The sequence below is a fragment of the Pseudoalteromonas sp. SS15 genome, from assembly GCF_049257195.1.
GTDB lineage: Bacteria > Pseudomonadota > Gammaproteobacteria > Enterobacterales > Alteromonadaceae > Pseudoalteromonas.
Genome location: NZ_JBMMUD010000002.1, coordinates 20,918 through 46,903 on the forward strand (window position 1 = coordinate 20,918; position 25,986 = coordinate 46,903).

Annotated in this window: 20 protein-coding genes; 8 read left to right on the forward strand and 12 right to left on the reverse strand. The window is 41.9% G+C overall.

Features of this window, described 5'->3' with window-relative positions; genetic code table 11:
* The first annotated feature begins 111 nt into the window (after positions 1-111).
* From cysK to AAEU28_RS04360, 3 genes are all read left to right on the forward strand, one after another.
* Positions 112-1,080 carry a cysteine synthase A gene (cysK, locus tag AAEU28_RS04350; RefSeq protein ID WP_130256988.1) on the forward strand — a complete coding sequence of 323 codons (969 nt, stop codon included), beginning with the start codon at positions 112-114 and terminating at the stop codon, positions 1,078-1,080.
* Positions 1,081-1,204: 124 nt separating this feature from the next.
* Positions 1,205-2,092, forward strand: a complete 888-nt coding sequence (locus tag AAEU28_RS04355) for a substrate-binding periplasmic protein (protein WP_421963109.1) — start codon at positions 1,205-1,207, stop codon at positions 2,090-2,092.
* Between the two features lie 123 nt (positions 2,093-2,215).
* On the forward strand, positions 2,216-3,070 hold the full coding sequence (locus tag AAEU28_RS04360; protein ID WP_421963110.1) for a Tim44 domain-containing protein: 855 nt from the start codon (positions 2,216-2,218) through the stop codon (positions 3,068-3,070).
* Between the two features lie 244 nt (positions 3,071-3,314).
* Here AAEU28_RS04360 and ihfA read toward each other — a convergent pair whose 3' ends face one another.
* The 6 genes from ihfA to AAEU28_RS04390 all read right to left on the reverse strand — a co-directional run bounded on the left by ihfA (position 3,315) and on the right by AAEU28_RS04390 (position 10,101).
* Entirely contained in the window at positions 3,315-3,611 is a 297-nt protein-coding gene (gene ihfA, locus AAEU28_RS04365) for an integration host factor subunit alpha (protein WP_058030549.1), read from the reverse strand.
* Positions 3,612-3,613: 2 nt separating this feature from the next.
* Positions 3,614-6,001, reverse strand: a complete 2,388-nt coding sequence (pheT, locus tag AAEU28_RS04370; RefSeq protein WP_421963111.1) for a phenylalanine--tRNA ligase subunit beta — start codon at positions 5,999-6,001, stop codon at positions 3,614-3,616.
* Positions 6,002-6,015: 14 nt separating this feature from the next.
* Positions 6,016-6,996: a phenylalanine--tRNA ligase subunit alpha gene (gene pheS / locus AAEU28_RS04375; protein WP_058030551.1), complete on the reverse strand. Its 981-nt coding sequence runs from the start codon at positions 6,994-6,996 to the stop codon at positions 6,016-6,018.
* Positions 6,997-7,079: 83 nt separating this feature from the next.
* Positions 7,080-7,790: a DnaA regulatory inactivator Hda gene (gene hda, locus AAEU28_RS04380; RefSeq protein WP_390442390.1), complete on the reverse strand. Its 711-nt coding sequence runs from the start codon at positions 7,788-7,790 to the stop codon at positions 7,080-7,082.
* Positions 7,787-8,842 (reverse strand): DUF2066 domain-containing protein, encoded by a 1,056-nt coding sequence (locus tag AAEU28_RS04385; RefSeq protein WP_421963112.1) that lies wholly within the window; start codon positions 8,840-8,842, stop codon positions 7,787-7,789. The genes hda and AAEU28_RS04385 overlap by 4 nt, the downstream gene beginning before the upstream one ends.
* Before the next feature lie 65 nt (positions 8,843-8,907).
* Complete coding sequence (locus AAEU28_RS04390) at positions 8,908-10,101, reverse strand: diguanylate cyclase (RefSeq protein WP_421963113.1); 1,194 nt, start codon at positions 10,099-10,101, stop codon at positions 8,908-8,910.
* 158 nt (positions 10,102-10,259) lie between these two features.
* On the opposite strand from AAEU28_RS04390, the gene AAEU28_RS04395 reads away from it, so the two are divergent.
* Positions 10,260-10,700 (forward strand): VOC family protein, encoded by a 441-nt coding sequence (locus AAEU28_RS04395; protein WP_421963477.1) that lies wholly within the window; start codon positions 10,260-10,262, stop codon positions 10,698-10,700.
* A gap of 12 nt (positions 10,701-10,712) precedes the next feature.
* Here the strand turns inward: AAEU28_RS04395 and AAEU28_RS04400 are convergent, their stop codons facing one another.
* The 6 genes from AAEU28_RS04400 to AAEU28_RS04425 form a co-directional block, all read right to left on the reverse strand.
* Positions 10,713-11,975 carry a hypothetical protein gene (locus tag AAEU28_RS04400; RefSeq protein ID WP_421963114.1) on the reverse strand — a complete coding sequence of 421 codons (1,263 nt, stop codon included), beginning with the start codon at positions 11,973-11,975 and terminating at the stop codon, positions 10,713-10,715.
* A 330-nt stretch (positions 11,976-12,305) separates the two neighbouring features.
* On the reverse strand, positions 12,306-12,782 hold the full coding sequence (gene greA / locus AAEU28_RS04405) for a transcription elongation factor GreA (protein ID WP_421963115.1): 477 nt from the start codon (positions 12,780-12,782) through the stop codon (positions 12,306-12,308).
* A gap of 114 nt (positions 12,783-12,896) precedes the next feature.
* The gene (gene carB, locus AAEU28_RS04410; RefSeq protein WP_421963116.1) at positions 12,897-16,115 is read right to left on the reverse strand and encodes a carbamoyl-phosphate synthase large subunit; all 3,219 of its coding nucleotides are present in this window, start codon (positions 16,113-16,115) and stop codon (positions 12,897-12,899) included.
* A gap of 16 nt (positions 16,116-16,131) precedes the next feature.
* Complete coding sequence (gene carA / locus AAEU28_RS04415; protein ID WP_138568079.1) at positions 16,132-17,265, reverse strand: glutamine-hydrolyzing carbamoyl-phosphate synthase small subunit; 1,134 nt, start codon at positions 17,263-17,265, stop codon at positions 16,132-16,134.
* A gap of 211 nt (positions 17,266-17,476) precedes the next feature.
* Positions 17,477-18,283, reverse strand: coding sequence for a 4-hydroxy-tetrahydrodipicolinate reductase (gene dapB, locus AAEU28_RS04420; protein ID WP_421963478.1), 807 nt, complete (start codon positions 18,281-18,283; stop codon positions 17,477-17,479).
* A gap of 75 nt (positions 18,284-18,358) precedes the next feature.
* On the reverse strand, positions 18,359-19,504 hold the full coding sequence (locus AAEU28_RS04425; protein WP_421963117.1) for a hypothetical protein: 1,146 nt from the start codon (positions 19,502-19,504) through the stop codon (positions 18,359-18,361).
* A gap of 40 nt (positions 19,505-19,544) precedes the next feature.
* On the opposite strand from AAEU28_RS04425, the gene AAEU28_RS04430 reads away from it, so the two are divergent.
* From AAEU28_RS04430 to AAEU28_RS04445, 4 genes are read left to right on the forward strand one after another with little or no spacing between them, the layout of a single operon-like run.
* On the forward strand, positions 19,545-21,314 hold the full coding sequence (locus AAEU28_RS04430) for an IucA/IucC family protein (protein ID WP_421963118.1): 1,770 nt from the start codon (positions 19,545-19,547) through the stop codon (positions 21,312-21,314).
* A gap of 10 nt (positions 21,315-21,324) precedes the next feature.
* The gene (locus tag AAEU28_RS04435) at positions 21,325-22,278 is read left to right on the forward strand and encodes a GNAT family N-acetyltransferase (protein WP_421963119.1); all 954 of its coding nucleotides are present in this window, start codon (positions 21,325-21,327) and stop codon (positions 22,276-22,278) included.
* Complete coding sequence (locus AAEU28_RS04440) at positions 22,272-23,570, forward strand: lysine N(6)-hydroxylase/L-ornithine N(5)-oxygenase family protein (protein WP_421963120.1); 1,299 nt, start codon at positions 22,272-22,274, stop codon at positions 23,568-23,570. Before AAEU28_RS04435 ends, AAEU28_RS04440 begins: the two co-directional genes overlap by 7 nt.
* A gap of 5 nt (positions 23,571-23,575) precedes the next feature.
* Positions 23,576-25,795 (forward strand): TonB-dependent receptor, encoded by a 2,220-nt coding sequence (locus tag AAEU28_RS04445; RefSeq protein WP_421963121.1) that lies wholly within the window; start codon positions 23,576-23,578, stop codon positions 25,793-25,795.
* Positions 25,796-25,986 lie beyond the last annotated feature (191 nt).

A 25,986-nucleotide genomic window follows, 5' to 3' on the forward strand; every position in this document is an offset into this window, starting at 1 on the left:
TTTTCGGCTATAAGCATATTTGATATATCTTATAGCCAATCTTTCCTTCTGTTTTTGTCCGACCTCAGTAAAGTGAACACTAATTAAATCTAGATCATGAAAGAGAACACAATGTCTAAAATCTTTGCAGATAATAGCCTAACTATTGGCAATACTCCGATTGTTAAATTAAACCGTGTAACGGGTGGTAACGTTTTCGCTAAAGTTGAAGCACGTAACCCAAGCTTCAGTGTTAAGTGTCGTATTGGCGCTTCAATGATCTGGGAAGCTGAAAAAGCAGGCACTTTGACTGAAGGCAAAGAAATCATCGAGCCAACATCTGGTAACACAGGTATCGCACTTGCGTTTGTTGCTGCATCTCGTGGTTATAAACTAACGCTAACTATGCCAAACACAATGAGCCTTGAGCGTCGTAAGCTACTTAAAGCATTAGGTGCTAACTTAGTTCTGACTGAAGGTGCTAAAGGCATGAAAGGCGCGATTGAAAAAGCGAATGAGATCCTAGCGAGCGATCCAGAAAAGTACGTATTACTTCAGCAATTCGAGAACCCTGCTAACCCGAAAATTCACTTCGAAACAACGGGTCCTGAAATTTTTGAAGCGATGGAAGGTAAAGTTGACTTCTTCGTAGCGGGTGTTGGTACAGGCGGTACTATCTCTGGTACTACACGTTACCTTAAGCAAGAGAAAGGTCTTGATGTAAAAGCTATCGCGGTTGAACCTGTTGATTCTCCAGTTATCACGCAAACACTTGCAGGTGAAGAAGTTAAGCCTGGTCCTCACAAAATTCAAGGTATTGGTGCTGGCTTCATTCCAGGTAACCTTGACTTAGAACTTATTGACGGTACTGAGCTAGTTTCAAATGAAGATGCAATTGAAATGGCACACCAACTAATGCGTGACGAAGGTATCCTAGTGGGTATTTCTTCAGGTGCTGCTGTTGTTGCAGCTAAACGTCTTGCTGAGAAGCCTGAGAACGCCGATAAGAACATTGTTGTTATTTTACCAAGTGCAACAGAGCGTTACCTATCAAGCCCTCTATTTGCAGACAAGTTCAGCGATCAAGAATTAGTTCAGTAATTCAATTACTGACTTTTTGACACATAAGAAAGCCGACTATTGTCGGCTTTCTTCGTTTTTGCCTTTGCGTTTTCACCTGAGCTTCCTAAACTTAGAATTAAGTTTTTATCAAACTAACGCCTTCATGCGACTATTTATTTTTATACTTCTCTTTTTTAGCGCCAATGCTGTTGCCAGCATGAATGTTGGTTATTTCAAAAATTCGATGTATCAAGTTGTTCAAGGTAAAGAATACAAAAATGGTTTACTGTTTAATGCTAATGACTCAGAACCTGTTCACATCGTAACACTTGATTGGCCGCCTTATATTGGTAACCAACTATGTAATAAAGGCTGGGTGTTTCAATTCACCGTCGCTTTACTTGTTGAGAGAGGTTACAGTGTTTATATCGAGTTTTTACCTTGGGCGAGGGCAGTAAGAGCTGCTGAGCTCGGCAAAGCTGATATTCTCATGCCAGAGTACTACATTGAAGACTCAGCCCCTTCAGACACTGTTGAGGGCAAAACTAGGCGAGAACTCCTCGCGCTTTCAAACCCCTTCCCCGGCGGGGAGATTGGCTTTTTAAAACGCAAAGGCGACCTTGACAGGTTTAACGGCAACTTACTGTCACTTAAAGGGCAAAAAATTGGGGTTGTCAGAGGGTATCAAAACACCCCTGAATTTGATGCTATGATGGACAACAACGAATTTACCATTATTGAAGCAGTAGACGACCTGCAACTGGTTAAGTTATTGGTCGGTAAACGTGTCGACCTAATCATTGGCGACCCCAAAGTACTTAAATTCACCGTCAGTTACTCTGAACTGCCACGACCTGAAAAAGCGACTCTATTACGTAATATAGAGCGAGAAACCCATTCGCTTCAGTACAATAACCTCTATTTTGCATTGAGCAAGCAATCTTCTCGCTGGCGAACATTGCTGGGCGACATCAATAAAAGTCTATATCAATTCAACAACAGTGGTGAAACAGATCGGATCGTCGATATGGGGATCACTGAGTGTTACTGAATTCCATATTTGTTGACATTTAGTTCGATAAAAACTGTCACTTGACACTTTTTTATAAAATTTTATTTAACTTTCACTATTCATTATTTAAACTAACCAAAATTTCAGTTTAATAGGAATAGTATGAAAAACTTTCTCGTTATTTTTTCACTGATATCACTTTTATTCGCAACTAGCTTCGATGCTGAAGCACGTAAAAAGTTCGGTAAAAAGAAATCAGGAAAAACGCACAGCACTTCAACTACTCAGCAAAAACAACAAGTTGACACAAAAAGCCTTCCTGCAAAAACAGCTGGTAAATCAAGTAAAAAAGGCATTATGGCCGGTGTACTTGGTGGTTTATTAGCAGGTGGTTTAATTGCAGCCATGATGGGTGATGATTTTGAAGGCTTCCAGTTCTTAGAAATGATCCTACTGGCGATTGCCGCATTTGTTATTTTCAAGCTGATCAAAGGCATGATGGCAAAGCGCCAGCAGCCACAAATGGCAGGTGGCCCTCAGTTTGGTCAGCAGCAACAATTCCAACAGCAGCCACAGCAATTCCAATCGCAGCAGCCTCTTCAGTCTTCAGGTGGTTTCGGACAGCAAAATGATGTGCCATTTAACCTGCCTAAAGATTTTGATGTTAACGGCTTCTTACAAGGCGCTCGTGACCACTACCACACAGTACAACAAGCGTGGAATGACAAAGACTACAACAAAATGGCTGAGTACCTAAGCCCAGCATTAGTTGAAGAATTTAAAGCTGAACGTGAACAACATGACAGTGTTGCAACTGAAGTAATGTTTGTTGATGCACAACTTGTTCGTGCAGACACGCACCCACATGTTTGGGAAGTGAGCATTATGTTTAAAGGTAAATACCGTGACCTTGGTGATAATCAAGAAGAGCCAATTCATGAGATTTGGCACTTAGAGCGCCAAACTCAAGGTGATGCACCTTGGTTAATCGTTGGTGTTGAAGACCTGATTGATTAATTTATCAAACAATACTGAAAACGCCTCTTAATGAGGCGTTTTTTATGCCGGAATTCTAGGTCTGTTCTAGTCATTCAACTCTTACAGTTAGTTATTCTATGTTCTAGCTTTTAGCTTTTAGCTTTTAGCTTTTAGCTTTTAACTTATAGCTTTTAGCTTTTAGCTTTTAGCTTTTAGCTTTTCAAAATAAAAAACCCCAGCTCACGCTAGGGTTTTCTTTATAAATCAGGTGAGACTAGATAAGCTATTCTTTGCTTGTTCCCACTTCTACACGTGTCTTCAACTTCTGCCCAGGGCGAAAAGTTACAACACGACGCGCAGAGATTGGAATATCTTCTCCAGTTTTAGGATTACGTCCTGGTCTCTCTTTCTTGTCTCTTAGATCAAAGTTGCCAAAACCAGAAAGCTTTACCTGCTCTCCTTTTTCCAGCGCTGAGCGGATTTCTTCAAAAAACGCTTCAACTATGTCTTTGGCATCCTTTTTGTTCATCCCCAATTTTTCAAATAGGTGTTCAGCTATGTCTGCTTTAGTAAGCGCCATATCTAGTCCCTCAACGATGCATTAAATTTGTTGGCAAGTTCTGCCACCACGTTTTCTACAAGCGTATTGATATCATTCTCTTCGAGCGTTTTATCAGCGGCTTGCAATGTAAGAGCAATCGCTAGGCTCTTAAAGCCCGGCTCAATACCTTTGCCCTTGTACACATCGAATAAGTTTAGGTCAACTAATTGATTTCCGCCAACTTTCTCAATGCTATTTAAAATATCGCCTATTTTTACGTCATCCGCAACTAAAATAGCAATATCTCTGCGATTTGATGGGAATTTTGACACGCTAACCGCTTCTGGTAGCTTACGAGCGGCTAATGCATCTGCTTCAATTTCAAATACAAACGCCGCATTGTTTAAACCAAGAGACTTTTGAAGCTGAGGGTGTACAGCACCAATAAAACCAACTTTCTTGTCATCAAGGTAAATCGACGCTGATTGACCTGGGTGAAGGCCATCATTTGCTTCAGCTTTAAACGAGAAACGACTTACGTCATTTGTTAAAGCGATAAGCGCTTCTACATCGCCTTTAGCGTCAAAGAAATCAACTGGCTTAGACTCAATTGACCAATGCTCGTTATGTGTATTACCGTAAATAATACCGCCAAGAACCGCGATTTGGCTCACACCGTTTTCTGCAGTCTCATCTTTTAAGAACTTTAAGCCGTGCTCAAAGAAGCGTAAACGTGATTGCTGACGGTTTTGGTTATATACAACCGTATTGATTAAACCTGTCAGTAAGCTTACACGCATTGCCGACATTTCAATCGAAATTGGGTGTGGTAATACTAATGCATCGCTTTGTGGGTGAAGCTGCTGCTGTACTTTAGGGTCTACGAAGCTATACGTAATTGCTTCTTGGTAGCCACGTGCAACAAGCTCATTTCTGAATTTAGCAACCGGAAGCTTAGCTTCTTGGTGTGTCGTCATCTTAAGCGCTGCAGTCGGTGCTACATTTGGAATATTGTTATAACCAAATACACGCGCCACTTCTTCGATAAGGTCTTCTTCGATGCTGATATCGAAACGATAGCTTGGCACTTGTGCGCTCCAAGTGTCGTTTGCAAATTCAACCGTTAAACCTAAACGAGTTAGGATATCTGTTACCTTAGCATCTTCAATGTGATAACCGATAACACGGTCTAAACGCTCACGACGCAGTGTTACTGACTTTTCAGCTGGAAGATCTGCTTCAGATACAGCTTCTACTACTGGACCTGCTGCACCGCCAACAATCTCAAGAAGTAATGCTGTTGCGCGTTCCATGGCATCGCGTTGCAATTTAGGGTCAACACCACGCTCGTAACGGTGTGATGCATCTGTGTGTAAGCCGTAGCTACGCGCTTGACCAGCAATTGCCAGTGGTGCGAAGAATGCACTTTCAAGTAAGATGTCTTGCGTGCCTTCTTTAACGCCTGAGCCTTCACCACCAAAAATACCCGCCATTGCTAGCGCTTTATTTTCATCAGCGATAAGTAACGTTGATGGGTTAAGTTTTGCAGTATTACCGTCAAGTAACACTAGCTCTTCATTTTCGTTTGCGTTACGAACCTTAATACCACCTTCAATAGCTGCTAAATCAAATGCATGCATTGGGTGACCAAGCTCTAGTAACACATAGTTTGTCACGTCAACAACTGGGTCGATTGAACGTACGCCTGAACGACGAAGCTTTTCAACCATCCAAAGCGGTGTTGTCGCTTCAAGGTTGATACCCTTAATGATACGACCTAAGTAACGAGGACAAGCTTGGCTGTTCACTAGCTCAATATTAATCGTGTCTTCAATTGTTGGCTCAACGGCTGCAATAGCAACTTCAGTCACGTCTTGACTGTTCAATACACCAACTTCACGAGCAAGACCTTTAATGCCTAAACAGTCACTGCGGTTCGCTGTTAGGTCAACATCGATTGTCACGTCATCAAGGTTAAAGTATTCACGAATACATTGACCAATTGGTGCATCTGCTGGCAGTTCTAAAATACCGTCAGAGCTTTCAGCCATGCCTAGCTCTTCAAACGCACATAACATGCCGTGAGAAGGTTGACCACGAAGCTTTGCTTTTTTAATTTTGAAGTCGCCCGGTAATACCGCACCAACTTTAGCAACTGCAACTTTTAGACCTTGGCGACAGTTTGCTGCACCACACACGATGTCTAGCAGCTCATCTTCACCTACATTGATTTTTGTTACGCGTAATTTGTCAGCATCTGGGTGTTGACCACACTCAACCACTTCACCAATTATAACGCCACTGAAGTCACCAGCAACAGCGTCTACACCATCAACTTCAAGGCCAGCCATTGAAAGTTGTTCAGAAAGAGCCTCGGTATCGATAGCTGGATTTACCCACTCACGTAACCACTTTTCACTAAATTTCATATTTCTTTTCGCTCTTATCTGAATTGGTTAAGGAATTTCATGTCATTTTCGAAGAACGCACGTAAGTCGTTCACACCGTAGCGAAGCATAGTTAAACGCTCAACGCCCATGCCGAATGCAAAGCCAGTGTATTTTTCTGGGTCAATGCCAACAGACTTAAGTACGTTTGGATGCACCATGCCGCAACCTAATACTTCTAACCATTTACCGTTTTTACCTTTTACGTCTACTTCAGCTGAAGGCTCTGTAAACGGGAAGTAAGATGGGCGGAAACGGATTTCCATATCTTCTTCAAAGAAGTTACGTAAGAAGTCGTGCAAAATACCTTTCAGTTCAGTAAAGCTCACGTCAGTATCAACCATTAGGCCTTCAACTTGGTGGAACATTGGCGTGTGTGTTTGGTCGTAGTCGTTACGATAAACACGGCCTGGAGAGATAATACGTAGTGGCGGTTGTTCAGTTTCCATAGTTCGGATCTGTACACCACTTGTTTGCGTACGTAAAACCAACTTAGGGTTAAAGTAGAAAGTATCGTGATCAGCTCGTGCTGGATGATGCTCAGGAATATTCAGTGCATCAAAGTTGTGGAAGTCGTCTTCAACTTCAGGACCAGATTTAACAGCAAAACCTAACTCACCAAAGAAAGTTTCAATTCTTTCAATTGTACGAGTTACTGGGTGAATGCCACCTGTCGGCATTACACGACCTGGTAAAGTCACATCAATTGTTTCTGCGGCTAGTTTCTTCTCAAGCTCAGCAGCAACCAGTGCTTCTCTCTTTTCGTTGATTGCGTCTTGTACTTGCGTTTTAGCTTTGTTGATCACTGCACCGGCGTCTTTACGCTCTTCTGGTGCCAATTTACCTAAAGTCTTTAAAAGACCTGTGATCTCACCTTTTTTACCAAGGTATTTTACGCGTACATCTTCAAGATGCGCAATTTCGCTCGCGCTCGAAACGGCTTCAAGCGCTTCGGCTAAGATATTCTCTAAGTTCATTTTCTACCTGATCTTTATTGAGGTAATTTGCTGTTTATTAATCGACAATGATAACTGAAAGCAAGGGCTGGATTCTAGCCCTTCTACAGTTTTAAAGTGGCTTTTATGAAAGGAATTGTGAGTTTTCTTTGTGCAGCCATGGATGCATGATCGAGTCTGTCCAAAATATCGAGTAAAGCGCGCATATCACGGCTTAATCTAGTCAGTAAAAAACGCGCACATTCGTCGGTTAACTCAAGACCGCGCATGTTAGCGCGTTTAACTAAAGCTTCTGCTTTATCATCATCACTCATAGAGCGAATTTGGAAAGTTGTGCCCCACTTTAGACGAGACTCTAAATCAGGCAAATTGATATGTAGCATATCAGGCAGTAAATCTGCCGTGACCACTAAACACTTACCTTTTTCATTAAAACGATTGAAAAAGTTAAATAGCGCTTTTTCCCACACATCAACACCAGCTACTAAATGCACGTCATCTATACACAGTACATCCAAAGACTCTAAACCATCGAGTACTTCTGGACCAAAACTAATCACTTCGCGAAGGCTTAATAACATGGTTGATAAGCCTAACTCTTGTGCCGCAATACAGGTGGCATAAAGTAGGTGAGACTTTCCCGAGTCAGCTAAGCCACATAGATAAGTGAACTGAAAATCTTCATTGCGATTTTCTAATGTCGCCTTTAGGTGATTTACCTCAAGTGATTCTTCCCCACCAAAATAGGCACTGAATGTTTCATCATCAGGTAAAGTCACCGGCAAAGCCATTTGCATTGGCTCTAACTGCATTATTCGCCTACCCATGAATACTTGAGGTTATGGCTATCTTCAAGTTGATAAAAAGCTCTTGGGTCTACAAACGGTGTAAAGCTTTGTTCAAGTTTAATCGCTTTAACTAAGTCTGTGACATCTGAAGTGTGTTCAACTAAAAACTTTACCGCATCATTAGTACGTTCGATGACGTCCACTTCAACAACGGTACTGATACTAATAAGCTGCCTTCTCGCCTGCTCTATGGTCACAAAGTCAGAGAGTTTATCGACTGTCAGTACTGAGCTAGCTGATGCATAAGTTTTATTTGGATCAATAGCAAACTGCTTAACCAAAGCATCAGAAAAATTATTAACCATTTGAATCAGTACCTGCTGCTTGTCGCCTACCAATTGATTCGATTCAAATAATTCAGCATCGGTATAGCGCCACTCAAGTTGCCAGAAATCACTGGCTTCTGGTTTGAACATTCTTGCTGTGATCACGCGCTCGGCTTGATAACGCATCGACGCAATTTCAACTGGTTCTGAAAAATTGCCCCACACTTCAGCTATACCGACTTTGCTTCTATCTTCTAAATCCATTAGTGGCACAACCACTGGTACGCCCCAATCTTGGGCCGTATCATAAATGAGACGTTCTAACTGAGGGTAGCTTTCTTGGGTGACGAAGTCTCTGCGAAAACCATCTTCAATCGCAAGCCAAATGGCTATCTTTGGTCGCCTATTACCCCATAAAGGTAAATTTGCATCTTGCACCAACTCTTCGACTTTTTGCGCTTCGAATTTTACTTTGATCTGTAGTTCACCATCACGCGTTTCTAGATACTCATACTTCAACATATAGTCAGAAATTGAGCGCATCGCTTGGCGAATTAAAGGATGAGAATCTACTTCTGACTTACCTGTGAGCTTTTTAATCACATTGGTAAGCGCCGCTTTACTGGCATCAACGCGACTGGCGCGCGTTTTATCATCGATATAGAGCGTACTCTCATAAAGGTCTAAAACCTCTATCGCCTTAACTAGGCTTGGAGAGAGTAAACAACATAGAAGTAACAGTCTTAAGATCATATCAAGATATTTAAAAAACGTTTGAGTTTGATCCTAAAGCAACTAAAAGATAAAGCAAGTTAAACCTATTGCTCATGACTCATAGCAAAGTGAACTTGGTTTTTGCCTTTGTTTTTAGCTGCATACAAAGACTGATCAGCTTGATGAAGTAAATTTTCAGCAGTAAATTGCTGAGTATAATTTCCTGCTACACCAATACTACAGCCACAATTAACGACTTGTTCAGACTCTAATTGTATCGGCTGTTGAATACTGCGTAACAATCGCTGACAAAGTTGATCGAGTACGCCAAAGTGTAACGGCTCCATCAGCAAAACCACAAACTCATCACCACCAATTCTGGCAACCAAGTCATACCCTCTCACTTCACTGGTCAGTCTTTGTGCAACTGTTCTTAAAACCAAGTCACCACTTTTATGACCAAACTCATCGTTTATCGGTTTAAAGTCGTCTAAATCCAGGTACAACACATATACTTCAATTTTGTTTCGTTCAGATTTTGAGGCTAATCGTGACAGCTCTTTGAATAGATACTTCCGATTCGCCAAGTTTGTGAGGTTGTCATGCAGAGATTCATATTCTAGTTGTGATTGCAGCTTTTCACTTTTCTCAACCTCATGCTGTAAGTCTTCTAAGCTTTGCTGTAACTCTTGTGTTCTAGCTGCAACATGCTTTTCTAATTCGGCTTGGTAATCTTGCAAAGTTTGGTTAGCTTCAAGCAACGCTTGTTGGTTATTAAATGCATCTAGCGCAGAAGAAATAACATGACTAATCGTATAGAGTACATCAACAATAACGCCAGAGTATTCATCATTACGGCGGTAGGATTGAATAATGAAGGCGCCGAGAAAGTGATTTCTATTTTTCAGAGGAAAGCAAAGCCACTGTTGAGGAATTGTGCCTAACACTTGTAATGTGCCAGCATCAATTAACTGCTGTATTTCTACATCAGTAAAGTTACAGATTGTCTTTTGCTCTAATGCATAGGCTGTAAGTGTCTTTTTGATTTGTTCAAACTTAATATCTTCTAAGTCCTCAGCACGAATATCATCTTTGACATCATGAAAGTACGGAAAAGACAGCTCACCATTATTTTTGAATAGCACCACATAGAAATTATCGGCGTAAGTCACTTTTTGTAAAATACAATGGATGTCGAGTAGGAATCTTTGAATTGAGTCACTGGTATTTAAGCATGCAACAATGTCAGTCATACTATCTATGACATTGTTATCACTGGTAATGGTTAATTTGGCCATTTATGTCCCTTGCATACTCATCTGGGCTACCCTAGATAAGTATAGTCCGTTAAGCTACGCGTATTTTATTTAAGTTAGAACATTTAACTGAATTTTCAAACCAACCTGAGACTTTATTCGTTTAATGAGGTCTGTCACAAAGTTGATTAGGAGCAATGATGGAATTTTTACATACTATGGTGCGCGTTAAAGACTTAGACGCATCACTCGCATTCTACTGTGGTCTATTAGGTCTTCATGAAGTGAAACGTTATGACAGTGAGGCTGGCAGGTTTACGTTAGTTTATTTAGCGGCACCTGGCCAGCTTGAAACGGCTAAGCAAACTTTTAGCCCAACGATTGAGCTAACTTATAATTGGGATACCGAAGAATACACAGGCGGCAGGAATTTCGGGCATTTAGCATTTGCAGTTGAGAATATTTATGACCTTTGTCAAAAACTCATGGATGCAGGCGTCACCATAAATCGTCCACCTCGTTGCGGCCATATGGCATTTGTTAAATCACCCGATGGTATTTCTATCGAGCTATTACAAAAAGGCGACTCTCTACCTCCTCAGCAACCCTGGGTCGATATGGAAAATACTGGTAGCTGGTAACTGCAATTCGCCTTATGGGGTCAACTGACCCCCTTTTATTGTATCTGTCCTGCCGAGTACTTGAATTGATAGTAAGTCCTCTTTATAGGCATCAAGTGGATCCTCATTCAAAATAACGTAGCTTTGAAAATCCCCCCCACTCCCTGAAGTCTCAGTGCAAAAAGCTTTCATACTTACCCGTTGTTCTTTATTCCATTCTTGGGCCTTCATCAGCGAGAAAAGTTCTCTAAACGGAGATAAAGGCTCAATTGGGTACTCTGGGGCCATTTTAGTCTTATAGTTCTCATTATGAATTGCCGGTTCAACATGCACTATTTTTACAGGCAATGAGTCGTCTTGGTAATAATCAATAATCGTTCTAGAGAATATGTGTGTGTCATTCACCAATACCGAACTGAACCCAGCTTCTTCACTTTTACGCAAAGTATCATCTATGGTTGCCAGCAAATGAGATACTTGCTGAAGTAACTGCTCATCTGGAAGAACATCAATCAGCCACAGCAATTGCTTATCAAACAATCCACCTTGTTCATCCAATTGATTCTTAAACGCAGCAAAATCTGTATAGAGTTGATCCCCTCTCTTTTTTAACCCATTAAAAACCAGATCAGCTGTGATGTCATTAATATAAGCTATCGGTAAATGTGCGTCCAAAATACAAATTGGTCGGCATATGTCTAAGCTGTTCATGATTTGATTTATCGATGGCTGATTGCCTGAAATAGGCATTATGTTCGAATGTAGTCCATAACCAAGTAACCATTCTTTTTCAGATAAACTTTTATCTAGATAAAGTAATGCCCTAGTAATATAACTGCCATTATAGTTCGGCATTTCTTTAAGCCATTCAATATGAAAACCAAATGGACCAAAGTTAAACCATTGCAGTAACAATGAAGCTGTCACTAAGTTCATGTTCTTTTTTTGAAAACTAGGGATCACTGTTTGGTTTGGTGTCAATTCAATAAAAGTGGCATTCATATTATGCTTATTTAAGTAAGACTGTATTTCTTCCAGCGAAGCAAACCAATGTTCAGTTTGTTCGTTTATCAATAGCGCCTCATACGACGCTCCAGCACTGTTCAATGTTTTATAAAACTTCCCACCATGAAGCACCCTAGCACCCCAGCCATTTTTTTCTTGGTGTTGATTAATAAATTTATGCTGGTGAGAATGAGTAAGGGATTCGAATGAAATCAAACTAGATACTTTGTCTAACAACGCATCAAAGAATTGATGCTGCAATGAAAATTGAAGATGAGTATTTGCAACCATAATTAACGCTCCTTGCTGTACCAATTGTTTTAAATAAGTAAGCAATACATAGCAAAGAAAAAAAGTCTTTAGCAAAGTACAATTTTGCTATTTCGTTGTTCTTAGCAATTACTGCTACATTGCTCTATCTTCTGTATCCATACAGTCTTAAATAGGCAATTCTTAACACTATGAGTGACCGCTTTAATCCCTAAAAATGATTGAACCTTTCTTTTATAAGATAACTTTAAATTATCATGCAGACTTTGCAATTACACGGTATTACAGGCATAAAAAAGCCAAGCTAATGCTTGGCTTTTTTAAAGTATGTACAGCAAGAAGTTATTAAAGTTAGATATACTCAACTTCAATAATTTCAAACTCAACCGCACCATTTGGTGTTTGAATTGTTACCGCATCATCTAATTCTTTACCAATTAAGCCACGCGCAATCGGTGAATTAAACGAGATTAGATTGCTCTTAATGTCTGCTTCGTCATCACCAACGATTTTATACGTTGTTTCTTCGTCTGTATCACAGTTCACGATTGTCACTGTTGAGCCGAAAATAACTTTGCCGTTATTTTGCATCTTAGTCACGTCAATGATTTGTACCGTCGATAGTTTTGCTTCAATTTCTTGAATACGACCTTCACAGAACCCCTGCTCTTCACGTGCAGCATGGTATTCCGCGTTTTCTTTTAAGTCACCGTGTTCACGGGCTTCCGCAATGTCAGCCACGATCTTAGGACGACGAACTGTTTTTAATTCGTTTAGCTCTTCACGTAGTAGTTGCTCACCACGTACTGTCATCGGAGTTTGTTGCATTGTCATTCTTTCCCAGAAGTACAGAAGTAAAAGCCCGGTAAAACCGGGCTTTAATATTTCAATTAATTGACTAAGTCTATATCACGATGCATAGACTAGGCAATGCCTCGACAATTAATTTACACGCTTGTGTAGCTCTTGTACTGAAGAAACCGTTGCACGGTCATCTGCAGAGTTTGCTTTACAGTTAGCAAATGCAGCATTAAGCGTTGTTGTGTAGTTCACTTTGCCCTGTAGTGCACCACGACGAAGTACTTTAGAATCTTCGATTGCTTGACGACCTTCAGTGGTGTTTACAATGTAGCTGTATTCACCATTTTTGATACGGTCAAGAATATGAGGACGACCTTCAAATACTTTGTTTACGCGACGCGCTTCAATACCTGCATCTTCTAATGCTTTCGCAGTACCGCCAGTTGCGTCTAGTTCAAAGCCTAATTCACGCATCGTACGAGCAAGCTCAACAATACGCTTCTTATCGCTGTTACGAACTGAAAGTAGCGCACGACCACCACGTGGCATTACGTTACCTGCACCAAGCTGTGCTTTAGCGAATGCTTCAGCGAATGTGTCACCCACACCCATTACTTCACCTGTTGAGCGCATTTCAGGACCACGCATTGGGTCAACGCCAGGGAATTTAGCAAATGGAAGTACCACTTCTTTTACGCTGTAGTAAGGAGGAATGATTTCTTTCGTCACGCCTTGGCTTGCAAGTGACTGACCCGCCATACAACGCGCAGCTACTTTAGCCAGTGCAACACCCGTTGCCTTAGATACAAATGGTACAGTACGCGCTGCACGAGGGTTAACCTCGATTAGGTATACTTCACCATCTTTAACAGCAAACTGTGTATTCATTAGACCCACAACGCCAAGCTCTAGTGCCATACGTGTTACTTGGTCACGCATGCGATCTTGGATTTCAGGGCTTAATGAGTAAGCTGGCAGTGAACATGCTGAGTCACCTGAGTGAACACCTGCTTGCTCAATGTGCTCCATGATACCGCCGATGATCACTTGCTCACCGTCACAGATAGCATCTACGTCGATTTCAATTGCGTCATCTAGGAAACGGTCAAGTAGTACTGGTGCTTCGTTAGACGCTTGTACCGCTTCTGTCATGTAACGACGTAAATCGTCTTCATCATATACGATTTCCATCGCACGACCACCTAGTACGTATGAAGGGCGTACAACCAGTGGGAAGCCGATTTCAGCAGATTTTGCTACCGCTTCTTCTAGAGAAGTAACCGTTGCGTTTTCAGGCTGAAGAAGGTCTAGACGCTCAACCATTTGCTGGAAGCGCTCACGGTCTTCTGCACGGTCGATTGCATCTGGAGAAGTACCAATGATTGGCACGCCGTTCGCTTCAAGTTCACGCGCTAGTTTAAGTGGCGTTTGACCACCGTACTGCACGATAACGCCTTTTGGCTTTTCAACACGAACGATTTCAAGTACATCTTCTAGCGTGATTGGCTCGAAGAATAAACGGTCTGATGTGTCGTAGTCAGTTGAAACAGTCTCAGGGTTACAGTTAACCATGATAGTCTCGTAGCCATCTTCACGCATTGCAAGGGCTGCGTGTACACAACAGTAATCGAATTCAATACCTTGACCGATACGGTTAGGGCCGCCACCGATTACCATGATCTTGTCTTTGTCAGACGGGTTTGCTTCACACTCTTCATCGTATGATGAGTACATGTAAGCAGTATCTGAGCTAAATTCTGCCGCACACGTATCTACGCGCTTGTATACTGGTAATACTTCTAGTGTATGACGCTTTTTACGAACTTCAGACTCGCTAACACCTAGTAGTTCAGCGATGCGTGCATCTGCAAAACCTTTACGCTTTAAGCGGCGTAGGAAGTCTTTGTTCAGGCCAGCCATGCCGCCTTCAACGATTTTCGCTTCGTCTTTGATGATGTCTTCGATTTGCACTAAGTACCAACGGTCAATCTTAGTCAGTTCGAATACATCTTCAACGCTCATACCGTGACGCATTGCATCAGCAACATACCAAATACGCTCTGCACCTGGCTCACGAAGTTCACGTACGATTTTTTCTTTCGCGCTAGGGTCATCTAATGCAACAACTGGGTTAAAACCGGTTGCGCCAACCTCTAAGCCACGAAGTGCTTTTTGAAGTGACTCTTGCTGGTTACGGCCGATTGCCATAACTTCACCTACCGACTTCATCTGAGTCGTTAGACGGTCGTTAGAACCTGCAAATTTTTCGAAGTTGAAACGAGGGATCTTAGTTACAACGTAGTCAATTGACGGCTCGAACGATGCAGGTGTTGCGCCACCTGTGATGTCGTTTTGAAGCTCGTCTAGCGTGTAACCTACTGCTAATTTTGCAGCGATTTTTGCAATTGGGAAACCCGTTGCTTTTGAAGCAAGTGCAGATGAACGAGATACACGCGGGTTCATCTCAATGATAACCATACGGCCGTCAGCTGGGTTTACACCAAACTGTACGTTTGAACCACCTGTTTCAACACCAATTTCACGAAGAACCGCCATCGATGCATTACGCATTAGCTGGTATTCTTTGTCTGTTAGCGTTTGCGCTGGAGCTACTGTGATTGAGTCACCTGTGTGAACACCCATAGGGTCGAAGTTCTCAATAGAACATACGATGATACAGTTGTCGTTTTTGTCACGAACAACTTCCATCTCGTACTCTTTCCAACCTAGTAAGCTTTCATCGATAAGAAGCTCGCTTGTAGGTGAAAGGTCAAGACCACGAGTACAGATCTCTTCGAACTCTTCCATGTTGTAAGCAACACCACCACCGGTACCACCCATAGTGAAAGAAGGACGAATAATACATGGGAAGCCGATACGCGTTAACGTGTCACGTGCTTCATCCATTGTGTGTGCGATTTCTGCGCGAGGACACTCAAGGCCAATGGCCTTCATCGCTGCATCAAAGCGCTCACGGTTTTCTGCTTTGTCGATTGCATCTGCTGTTGCACCGATTAGCTCAACGCCGTGCTTTGCAAGTACGCCGTGCTTGTCTAGGTCAAGTGCACAGTTAAGCGCAGTCTGACCACCCATAGTAGGTAGTACAGCATCTGGCTTTTCTTTTTCAATGATACGTTCAACAACTTCCCAGTGAATTGGCTCGATATAAGTCGCATCAGCCATTTCTGGGTCAGTCATGATAGTTGCAGGGTTTGAGTTTACTAGGATAACTCGGTAACCCTCTTCTCTAAGTGCTTTACAAGCTTGCGCGCCTGAGTAGTCAAACTCACACGCCTGACCGATAACGATCGGGCCTGCACCTAAAATTAGAATACTTTGTATGTCGGTACGTTTTGGCATGGTTACTCCGCTCTAATTACGCTTTACGTGCTTGCATTAGTTCAATGAAATGGTCGAACAGTGGCGCAGCGTCGTGAGGACCTGGGCTCGCTTCTGGGTGACCTTGGAAGCTAAATGCTGGCTTATCAGTACGGTGAATACCTTGTAATGTGCCATCGAATAACGATACGTGCGTCGCACGTAAGTTTTCTGGTAGGCTTGCTTCATCAGCTGCGAAACCGTGGTTTTGTGCAGTGATCATAACAACATTACGGTCTAGGTCTTTAACCGGGTGGTTACCACCGTGGTGACCAAACTTCATTTTCACCGTTTGCGCGCCTGAAGCTAGTGCTAAAAGCTGGTGACCTAAACAGATACCAAAAATTGGCGTGTCTGTTTCAAGGAAAGTTTTGATTGCTTCGATTGCGTAAGTACACGGCGCTGGGTCACCAGGGCCATTTGAAAGGAAGATACCATCTGGGTTTAGTGCTAACACGTCTGCAGCGGAGGTTTCTGCAGGAACAACTGTTAGTTTACAACCACGGTCTACTAGCATACGAAGGATGTTTTTCTTCACACCGAAGTCATAAGCAACAACGTGGAATTTTGCATCTTCATCAGCAAGTGTTTTAAAGCCCTCGCCAAGCGTCCAGCTTGTCTCGTTCCATGTGTACTGCTCTTTTGTACACACAACTTTGGCTAAATCCATACCTTTTAGGCCCGGGAAAGCTTGTGCAGCTTCAAGTGCCTTTTGCTCGTCAATATCACCAGCGATGATACAACCGTTTTGCGCGCCTTTATCACGTAAAATACGCGTTAACTTACGTGTATCGATATCTGCGATACCTAAAATATTGCGCTGCTTTAAGTAATCATCTAGTGATTGCTCGTTACGGAAGTTACTAGCAAGCAAAGGTAAATCACGAATTACTAGGCCTTTCGCCCAGATTTTGTTCGCTTCTTCATCTTCGCTATTAGTACCCGTATTACCGATATGTGGGTAAGTCAGAGTTACGATCTGTTCTGCGTACGATGGATCAGTCAAAATTTCCTGATAACCAGTCATCGAAGTGTTGAATACAACTTCACCAACTGACATACCGTCAGCACCGATAGCTGTACCGCGGAACACTGTGCCGTCTTCTAGGACTAACAGAGCGGATTTAGTCAAGTTAACCTCCTAATGGTAAAAAACGGGACCCAGCCAACAAAGCCGGAATACCCGTTTAAAAAGCGCTTGGTAACACGCCACTTATAAAAATTTGGCAAATTCCAAGTATTTTAGATGAAAACTTGAGAAAGGTCTATGAGAAAACCTTAAAAAATTAAAAATATCCCCTTTAACTGTTTTTTTACTTGAAACGGTTAAAAAAGTAACTTTTCTATCTGAATCCTAGCACATCTTGCATAGTATAAAGTCCAACAGGCTTGTCCTTTAACCAAGCTGCAGCCCTTACAGCACCTTTAGCAAAGGTCATTTTAGAACTTGCTTTGTGCGTTAATTCAAGTCTTTCGCCTTCTGCAGCAAAATAAGCTGTATGTTCACCTACTATGTCACCGCCACGCATCACCGAATAGCCAATCTCTTTTTGAGATTTTTCATGCTCATCTTGACTACGATCAAAAACAGCTACTTCATCATGATCCCAGCCTTTGGCCTCAGCAATCGCTTCACCAATCATTAAAGCAGTACCCGATGGGGCATCTATTTTATGTCTATGGTGCAACTCGAACACTTCAATGTCTACATCATCGCTCAGCGTTTTTGCAGCTTGTTTTACAAGGTTTTCTAATAAGTTGATACCCACAGAGAAATTACGAGAGAACACGATAGGAATATGTTTCGCCGCTTGTTCAAGCTCAGCCATATCTTCAGCGGTTAAACCTGTTGTGCCAATAACTAAAGGCGTTTTACGCGCTAGCGCTGTTGCTAAGTGCTTTTTCATACCCGCAGGTAAAGTGAAATCAATGGCTACATCGACGTCTTCGGCAATCACAGCTTCTGTTGAGAAAGCAACGTTCGTTTCACCCTGATTAATAAAATGCTGCACTTTAGTGCCAATTAAATCATGTTGGTCACGTACATAAGCCGCCGCGAGTGAAGTATTACCTGAAATAAGCGCTGCTTCACACAACACTTTGCCCATTCGGCCATTAGCGCCAAAAATTGCGATGTTAGTCATATTCATCCCCATTCAAATTTCCTGTGTTTATACAGATTTTGTAGCCATAAATCATCTTTAAAAATTTCATATGCCATACAATTAAGTTGTTTCAGCTTGTTTTGGATATACATAGCGGATAAATCGACGAATAATAAAACTAAACGCAATAAACAAGGCTGCACAAACTAATACATAAGGCAGAGTAAGAGAAAAGTTCACAAACACAGCCCCTAGTGCATAACCTAAAGTGTGTGTGGTAGTAATGTAATTGGTATATTGTTTACCCGCTTTTGCCACAATTACATTGGTATAGGCCAAGGTTGCACTATTAAGCGCTACGAAGATCAAAGAGACTGTGATACACATAACCACTATATGGCTTGCCATACTGCTCGCCCCAGCCATGACAAATGCAACGGCTAAACTCAGTACCAGTAAACGTTCTGAATCTACTTTTTGTTTTTTAATAAAGTAAACCTGATTAAGGGTACTGAGACAGGCAGTGATAGCTAGGTTAATCGCCACCCATTGACTGACTTGTGCGCTATTATCTGGAATGAAGCGTGTGAGCACTTGAACCAAGCTAAACTGACCAAAGCACAAACTAAATGCGCAGATAAACGCCACAACAAGCAACCCCCAATGCTGGTGTGGTGAGTCGCTTACTTTTTCTTTGCTTTTGCCTTTTGACAAACTTGGGGTAGTTAAAAGCACGTACAAGCCTAGTATTAAAGGCAATGCAAACACCCAGGTCGGTGAAATCATAAGGAGTCCGATACAAGCTAAGGGCGTTAAACATCTTGCCAGTGTCCCCCCTAGACTCACCTTAGCAAGTGCACCAATGGTGTTTTGTGGATACAACATCAGGGCACTGATCTGTAACTGCGGCACAATTCCACTACTAAAAATGCCATGCACGATACGACTGACAATAAATATCCCTAACATTACTTCCACTGATAGCCAGTCATATTCAAGCCATAAAAACAGCAGTATAAGATTACTCAATAAGAAGCCTGCAGTTGTCAGCTTTACCACATATGAGACGCCTTTTTTGGCCATGATTTTGGCCCAATAGACACTTGAGAATAGAAATAAGAAAGACCCTGCTGCCTGCCAATTAACCAAGGTTTCGTAAGGCACCGACATGATGTCGGCTAGTAAAGGTAAAACCACCAGCGCAATTTGCTGACTGACACCCAGCAAACCGCCCCCGACGACTAGCCATGAAATCTGTTTATTCATTATGTTCTTAACTTAGGGTCAAATTTTTGTTGACACGATAATGCAAACCGTTATCATTCGCAACCAGTTTTATAACCCAAGGATTGAAACGGTGTTAAATAAAAGCTTTAGTTGGTCGAGTTTTGCCAACGCCTATTTACGAGAAAATACCAATTGGGCGCACACCCAATTTCAGCAGCATCCTGCTATTACGATTTCGCTTGATGATCATCATGACATCTTGCTACCCATTCATTATTTTTCAGAAGTTGGCATTCATCATTTTACTGGAGAGATCCTACTAAAAGATGCTCACTCTGCTTCAATTGAAACCATCTCATTTGAAAAAGCCCTGCACTTACTGCTACCTCATGCAGATAAAATTGCAGCTTTCTCACGCCCGCAAATTGAACAGTTCAGTGCACAGGTATTGCAAAGCCAAAAGTTTATCGAGGCCTCATTACAAAATCACCCAAATATCTCGCACTTAACAACTGGCCCTTTGAATTTTATAGAAGCTGAGCAAGGACTGCTCGCTGGACATAATTTTCATCCGGCAGCAAAGAGTCGTCAGCAATTAGCACATGATGAATGGGCCAAATATAGCCCTGAGTTTGGCGCGAAATTTCAATTAGTTTGGTTGCAGGTCTCTCGCGCTGTGTTAGTGGGTGATGCTGAAGGTCAAGCACTTGAAAGTTATTTAGATACTCTTGTTACACAAAGCGCACCTGAATTAGCTGCAAAGGTAAACAACGATTTTGCTGTCATGCCTATGCACCCATGGCAATGGCAATACCTGCGGGGTCTAAGCAGTATTCAAACACTGCTAAGCGATAAGTTAATCAGTGAATTAGGTGAACATGGTCTTGCCTGGTCAGCGACATCATCAGTTCGTGCTATCTGCCAACCCGAAGTAGACTACCAGCTGAAATACTCTTTAAATATTAAGCTGACTAATTCTGTCAGAACCCTATCAGTCAAAGAGTGTAAACGCGGTCTACGCGTTTTTGATGCCTGCCAAACTGACACCTTTAAAGACTGGCAGTCACACTACCCTGAATTTGTGGTATTGCAAGAGCCTGCTTGGTGCGCTCTGAGCTTTAATGATGAAGTGATAGAAGAAAGCATTTTCTTATTCAGAGAAAACCAACAACTTAACCAAAATAGCGAGAGCTTAGTGCTTGCTACGCTTGGTCAGCTTCCTATTGATGATCAAAGTCACTTATTACGCGAGCAACTCAAACGCGTTAGCAAGAATTATCAAGTGACTTTAGAAGAAGCTGCCGAACTGTGGTTTAAAGATTTTAGTCAAAAAGTCATCTTGCCATTATGTGACCTGCAAGCCAATCTAGGCCTTGTTTGCCTGGCTCATCAGCAAAATATTGTCATTGAATTTGCACAAGGTTTACCCAGTAAAACCTTCATTCGTGATTGCCAAGGCTTTGGTTTTTCTGAACTTGGGATCAAGCAGTTCTCCGCCCAGTGTAAAGACATTCACAGTGATATCGAGCACCACTGGAGCCAAGCACAGATCACCCGATATTTTCCTTACTATGTGATTATCAATAGTGGCTATGCCGTGATTGCCGCTTTGAGCCAGCTAGGCTTTAAAGATGAACATACTTGGTGCCAACAGTTGCATTCAACGCTATCGAGCATTTTAAGCACAGCAAAAGACAAGCAATGCTTACAACAAATTCTCGAGCAAGCTGCTTTCCAGTGTAAAGGTAATTTCTATTGCTATCTCACTGGTGATAACGAGAACACCATAGAAGATCCTGCTGTGATTTATTTCGACATGGCAAATTTACTAGCCCAGACTCAGCAATAGGTGAATTGAGATGTTATTAGAACATAGTTTCCCGCTCCAAAAGTCTGAGTCGGGTGTCATAAGTCACGCCCAAAAACTCGCCTTACAAGGTGAAATTGCCTTTGGTCATTGCTTTGTGGCGCAATTCGATGAGCGAATTAATAGCTTAGAGCATCTGCTATTTTTAATCGATGGAGTGTTTTACCACCACCCAAGTATTCAACATATTCAGTTGCCAACGTCTCAATGGCATGCTTCACAAGCTTGGCAAGGGTTGATTAACGCATTCAACAGTGAAAGCGTTTCTCGTTTTGAGTTTTACGCAAACCCCATTAATGGATTAAAAGAACATACAAGAGCCCTATTTACAGAGCGCTTTGAAGATAGAGCTTGCCCTACTCGCCCAGTAAATTTAAGTGGTGAGGTGTATCGCCGCTTTAATCACGATATTGGCAAATTCATCAGTTTTAAAGTAGCCGATCCCCTTACTGATTTAGATGTATTCCACACCTGGATGCACAATCCAAGAGTCAGCAAATTTTGGGAGCAAGACTGGTCAAAAGAAAAACTGCAAAGTTATTTGGCTAACAAACTTCATACCCCCTTTAACTTGCCATTAATCGGCTATTTCGACGACCAAGCTTTTGGCTATTTTGAGGTGTACTGGGCAGGTGAAGACAGAATTGCACCTTATTATCCATGGCAAGCCCACGACAGAGGTTTGCACTTATTGGTCGGTAATGAAGCTTTTAGAGGTAGCCGTTACTTTAAGGCTTGGTGCACTGCTATCAGTCACTTCATATTTTTAGATTGTCCAAAGACACAAAAAATTGTGCTCGAGCCAAGACACGATAATCAAAGACTACTTAATCAAATTACAAAGCTGGGATTCATAAAGGAATATGAATTCGAGTTTCCACATAAGCGCGCTGCGCTTGTTTCAATCGAAAAAGTTAAATTCTACAAGGAGAATTTTCAATGTTAGATCTTGCTGGGATCGGAATTGGTCCATTTAATTTAAGTATTGCTGCCCTACTCAATGAAACCAATGAACTAGAGTATCGCTTCTTTGATAACAAAGCTGAATTTGCTTGGCATCCAGGTTTACTACTACCGGAAGCACATATGCAAACTTGTTACCTCAAAGACCTAGTAACTGCGGTTGTACCGACTAGTCGTGTTGGCTTTCTCTCCTATTTGGTAGATAAAAAACGCTTTTATCGTTTTTTATCTACTGACATCAGCATGATCAGCCGCACCGAGTTCTCAGATTACATGGCGTGGGCGGCGAGCAAATTACAAAATCTGAATTTTAATGAAGGTGTACAAAGCATTCATTACCACAAAGATCACTTTGTTATCACCACAGAGCAAGGTGAGTATCAAGCTAAGAACATTTGTCTTGGTACTGGTAAAAAGCCACATGTGCCTGAAGAGTTTAAGGCCCAACTTGGTACCAAAGTGTTTCACGCATGCGAGATCATGGGCAAAGATCTCGATTTAACCAACAAGCGTGTTGCAGTGATTGGTGGTGGTCAAACAGGTGCTGACATTGTGCTTAATGCTTTACAGCATTATTGGGGTAAACCTAAAGCGCTTTATTGGATCTCTCGCAGACCAAACTACCAGCCATTGGATGAAGCGACCTTCACCAACGAATTCTTCACGCCACAATATACTGAGTGCTTCTTTGAGCTCCCTGAGTTGAGTAAAAAGCGCGAAGTAAAAGCACAAAAGCTGGCCAGTGATGGCATCACAACAGAATGTTTAAAACAGATTTATCAATATTTGTATCAGCATTTCGAAGTAAATGGTGAACGTAAATGGGTGCATTTATTACCGAATCGTACCGCTCAACAATTGACGCCACATAACGATGGCTATGCGGTGCAGTGCTACAACTCATTAAACCAAAGCGAAGAAGTGCTTGATGCAGATTATGTGATCTTAGCCACAGGATTTGAGTCAGTGCTGCCGCAATATCTTGAGCCACTTAAACCTCTATTACATTTAAGTAAAGACGGCGGTCTGCAACTTGACCGTCACTTTAACGTGCAATGGCAACACCAAGCTGGCAATCAGATCTATGCCGTGAATGCAGGTTTAAGCAGTCATGGTATTGCCGAGCCGCAGCTAAGCCTGATGGCATGGCGAAGTGCCAAAATTATTAACCATTTAGCAGGGAAAAATGTGTTCGATTTAAGTGAAACGCAGAATTTCATTGATTGGACACTGCCCGAATCCACCCAACCTTTAACCTTAACTACAGCAGTTTAATAAACATGGATATGAAAAAAACGACCTTAACTCTTATCGCTTCTAGCCTTTTATGTGCGCTTAACTCTAATGCGGTACTTGCGGATGACGCCCAAGCTACCCATGATCATGAGCGTATCTTAGTTACCGCTAACCGTACTGAGCAAAAAATCTCTGATATTGCAGGCACAGTATGGCTGGTCGATCTTGAAGAACTTCAATCACAAATCAATTCAGGTCATGACTTTAAAACTTCGTTGGCGCAATTGATCCCAAGCTTAGACTTAGCAAGTACGACAAGAACCAACTATGGCCAAAATATGCGTGGCAGAAAGATGGTCGTGATGATCGACGGTGTTTCGCTGAACTCTTCACGCGGTATTAGTCGTCATCTTGATGCCATTGACCCATTTAATATCTCTCGTATTGAAGTACTTTCTGGTACCACTGCAATCTACGGTGGCGGTAGTACCGGTGGTGTAATCAACATCATCACCAAGCAGGGTAATGAAGATAATGCTCTAAAAGTAGGTATTCACTCTGGCTTTGCTGGCAGTGATGATTTCGATACGTCAATTGCAGGCGCCTATGGTTTTGCAAACGCCCAAACCAAAGCCCGTGTGTCACTTGCTTATACTAAAGTGAATGCACTATACGATGGCGACGGCGACGCGATTGTTATGGACACCACACAAAGTGGCTTGCAATACACTGATAGCTTAGATTTGATGGCATCCATATCCCATAAATTTACTGACTCACAAACTGTATCAGCCATGGTGCAAAAATATAATAATGAAAGCGATGGCGAACATGGCTTGTATTTTGGACCACAGGCCAATGCGTTGCTTGGTGATATGACAGGCGTTGAGATCCGTAAAGGGTTAGACTCTGCACACACGCCAAAAACTGAACGTACTTTAATCAACCTTAACTATGTTAACAGCGACTTTTTCTCACAGACGCTGAATATTCAAGCATTTGCTCGTGAAGAGATTTTTGATTTTTATCCTCGCCCACGTTTAAGTAAAGGTACGATTGCGAATTTCTCAAGCTCAGAACAAAACACCGATGCATCAGGTTTTAAATTTGTGTTATCAGGTCAGGCTGACAAATTAAGCTTCGCTTATGGCTTTGATTACGACACTGAAGAGTTTGATGCATTACAGACATATTACGACACTGACATTGCACAAAACTCTGGTGGTCTTGTAATGAAGTCTATTTATGCTGTAGACCGTTATCCAGGTTTTGAAGTTGATGCCAGTGCTTTATTTGCGCAACTTCAATATCAAGCGTTAGACAACCTTGCAGTTTCGGCCGGTTACCGCCGTCAAAATATGGATAACACAGTACATGATTTTGTCGGTACTAGCGCAGCAATAAAAGTAACAACAGGTGCGGTATCTTCTGCTGAGGCCATTAAAGGCGGCAGTACAGATTATAGTGTTAACTTGTTCAACCTTGGCTTAGTGTATGACTTAAATGACAGCCAGCAAATTTGGTTCAACTCAGCCGAAGCCTTTGAATTACCAAATGTAGCTAAATTCTATGGAAAAGGAAGTTATGAGCAAAAAGGTGGTGCAAACAGCCTAACCTTAGTTGAAGGTACGGTAGTTGATGTGAATAACTCCGCACTTGCTGGTATTAAAACTGATTCAATGGAACTAGGCTGGCGTTTTAGTGAAGGCGCTTTCAGCGCACAAATTGCAGCTTACTACAGCAGCTCAGATCATAAGATTTCTTATGATAAGAAAACATTACTTATTTCAGTAACAGACTCAAAAACTCGTACTCAAGGTATCGAAGCGCAGCTTGACTACGATATTAACGCCGCTTGGCGAGCGGGTATTTCAACGCACTTAATTTCTTCAGAAGCACAAGACAAAGAAGGCGATTGGAAAAAAGTTGGTGTAACACAAGCTTCAAGCTCTAAATTTACTAGTTATTTAGCTTGGCAAGGTAACGATTTAAACGTGCGTTTACAAAGCAAAACCATGCTTGATTTAGAAGACGATGCTGACGGTCAAATCGATGGTTACACCTTATTAGATTTAACCGCCGACTACCCATTGGCTAATGGTAAAGTGCAGTTTGCTGTTAACAACGTGTTCGGCAAAACTTACACGACACAATGGGGTAAACGTGCAATTTACTTCTATAGCCCGAAATATGGCCCTGAGAGCTTATATGACCATAAAGGCCGTGGCAGAAGCTTTGCTCTGACGTACCAATATAATTTCTAAGCATAAATTTTCTCTATTTTAATGAGAGAAAGAGATAAAAGCCGCACTCTGCGGCTTTTTTCATGGATTAAGTTTGACAAAACATCTAGCCATCTATACATTCACACATCCTTTTTTATCGCTTGAATTATGCACGCAATTGTGTGAACAATGGTTGCATAATAAAAATAACTATTTCTTAATATGAGGTT

Excerpts from the sequence above, each read along its gene's own strand:
- pheS (WP_058030551.1), bottom strand. The coding sequence starts at position 6,996 with ATGAACTTAGAGAATATCTTAGCCGAAGCGCTTGAAGCCGTTTCGAGC.
- AAEU28_RS04390 (WP_421963113.1), bottom strand. The coding sequence starts at position 10,101 with ATGGCCAAATTAACCATTACCAGTGATAACAATGTCATAGATAGTATG.
- pheT (WP_421963111.1), bottom strand. The coding sequence starts at position 6,001 with ATGAAATTTAGTGAAAAGTGGTTACGTGAGTGGGTAAATCCAGCTATC.
- AAEU28_RS04395 (WP_421963477.1), top strand. The coding sequence starts at position 10,260 with ATGGAATTTTTACATACTATGGTGCGCGTTAAAGACTTAGACGCATCA.
- ihfA (WP_058030549.1), bottom strand. The coding sequence starts at position 3,611 with ATGGCGCTTACTAAAGCAGACATAGCTGAACACCTATTTGAAAAATTG.
- cysK (WP_130256988.1), top strand. The coding sequence starts at position 112 with ATGTCTAAAATCTTTGCAGATAATAGCCTAACTATTGGCAATACTCCG.
- AAEU28_RS04400 (WP_421963114.1), bottom strand. The coding sequence starts at position 11,975 with ATGGTTGCAAATACTCATCTTCAATTTTCATTGCAGCATCAATTCTTT.
- dapB (WP_421963478.1), bottom strand. The coding sequence starts at position 18,283 with ATGAATATGACTAACATCGCAATTTTTGGCGCTAATGGCCGAATGGGC.
- AAEU28_RS04360 (WP_421963110.1), top strand. The coding sequence starts at position 2,216 with ATGAAAAACTTTCTCGTTATTTTTTCACTGATATCACTTTTATTCGCA.
- AAEU28_RS04355 (WP_421963109.1), top strand. The coding sequence starts at position 1,205 with ATGCGACTATTTATTTTTATACTTCTCTTTTTTAGCGCCAATGCTGTT.
- AAEU28_RS04430 (WP_421963118.1), top strand. The coding sequence starts at position 19,545 with ATGCAAACCGTTATCATTCGCAACCAGTTTTATAACCCAAGGATTGAA.
- AAEU28_RS04445 (WP_421963121.1), top strand. The coding sequence starts at position 23,576 with ATGGATATGAAAAAAACGACCTTAACTCTTATCGCTTCTAGCCTTTTA.
- AAEU28_RS04385 (WP_421963112.1), bottom strand. The coding sequence starts at position 8,842 with ATGATCTTAAGACTGTTACTTCTATGTTGTTTACTCTCTCCAAGCCTA.
- AAEU28_RS04440 (WP_421963120.1), top strand. The coding sequence starts at position 22,272 with ATGTTAGATCTTGCTGGGATCGGAATTGGTCCATTTAATTTAAGTATT.
- carB (WP_421963116.1), bottom strand. The coding sequence starts at position 16,115 with ATGCCAAAACGTACCGACATACAAAGTATTCTAATTTTAGGTGCAGGC.
- AAEU28_RS04425 (WP_421963117.1), bottom strand. The coding sequence starts at position 19,504 with ATGAATAAACAGATTTCATGGCTAGTCGTCGGGGGCGGTTTGCTGGGT.
- AAEU28_RS04435 (WP_421963119.1), top strand. The coding sequence starts at position 21,325 with ATGTTATTAGAACATAGTTTCCCGCTCCAAAAGTCTGAGTCGGGTGTC.
- greA (WP_421963115.1), bottom strand. The coding sequence starts at position 12,782 with ATGCAACAAACTCCGATGACAGTACGTGGTGAGCAACTACTACGTGAA.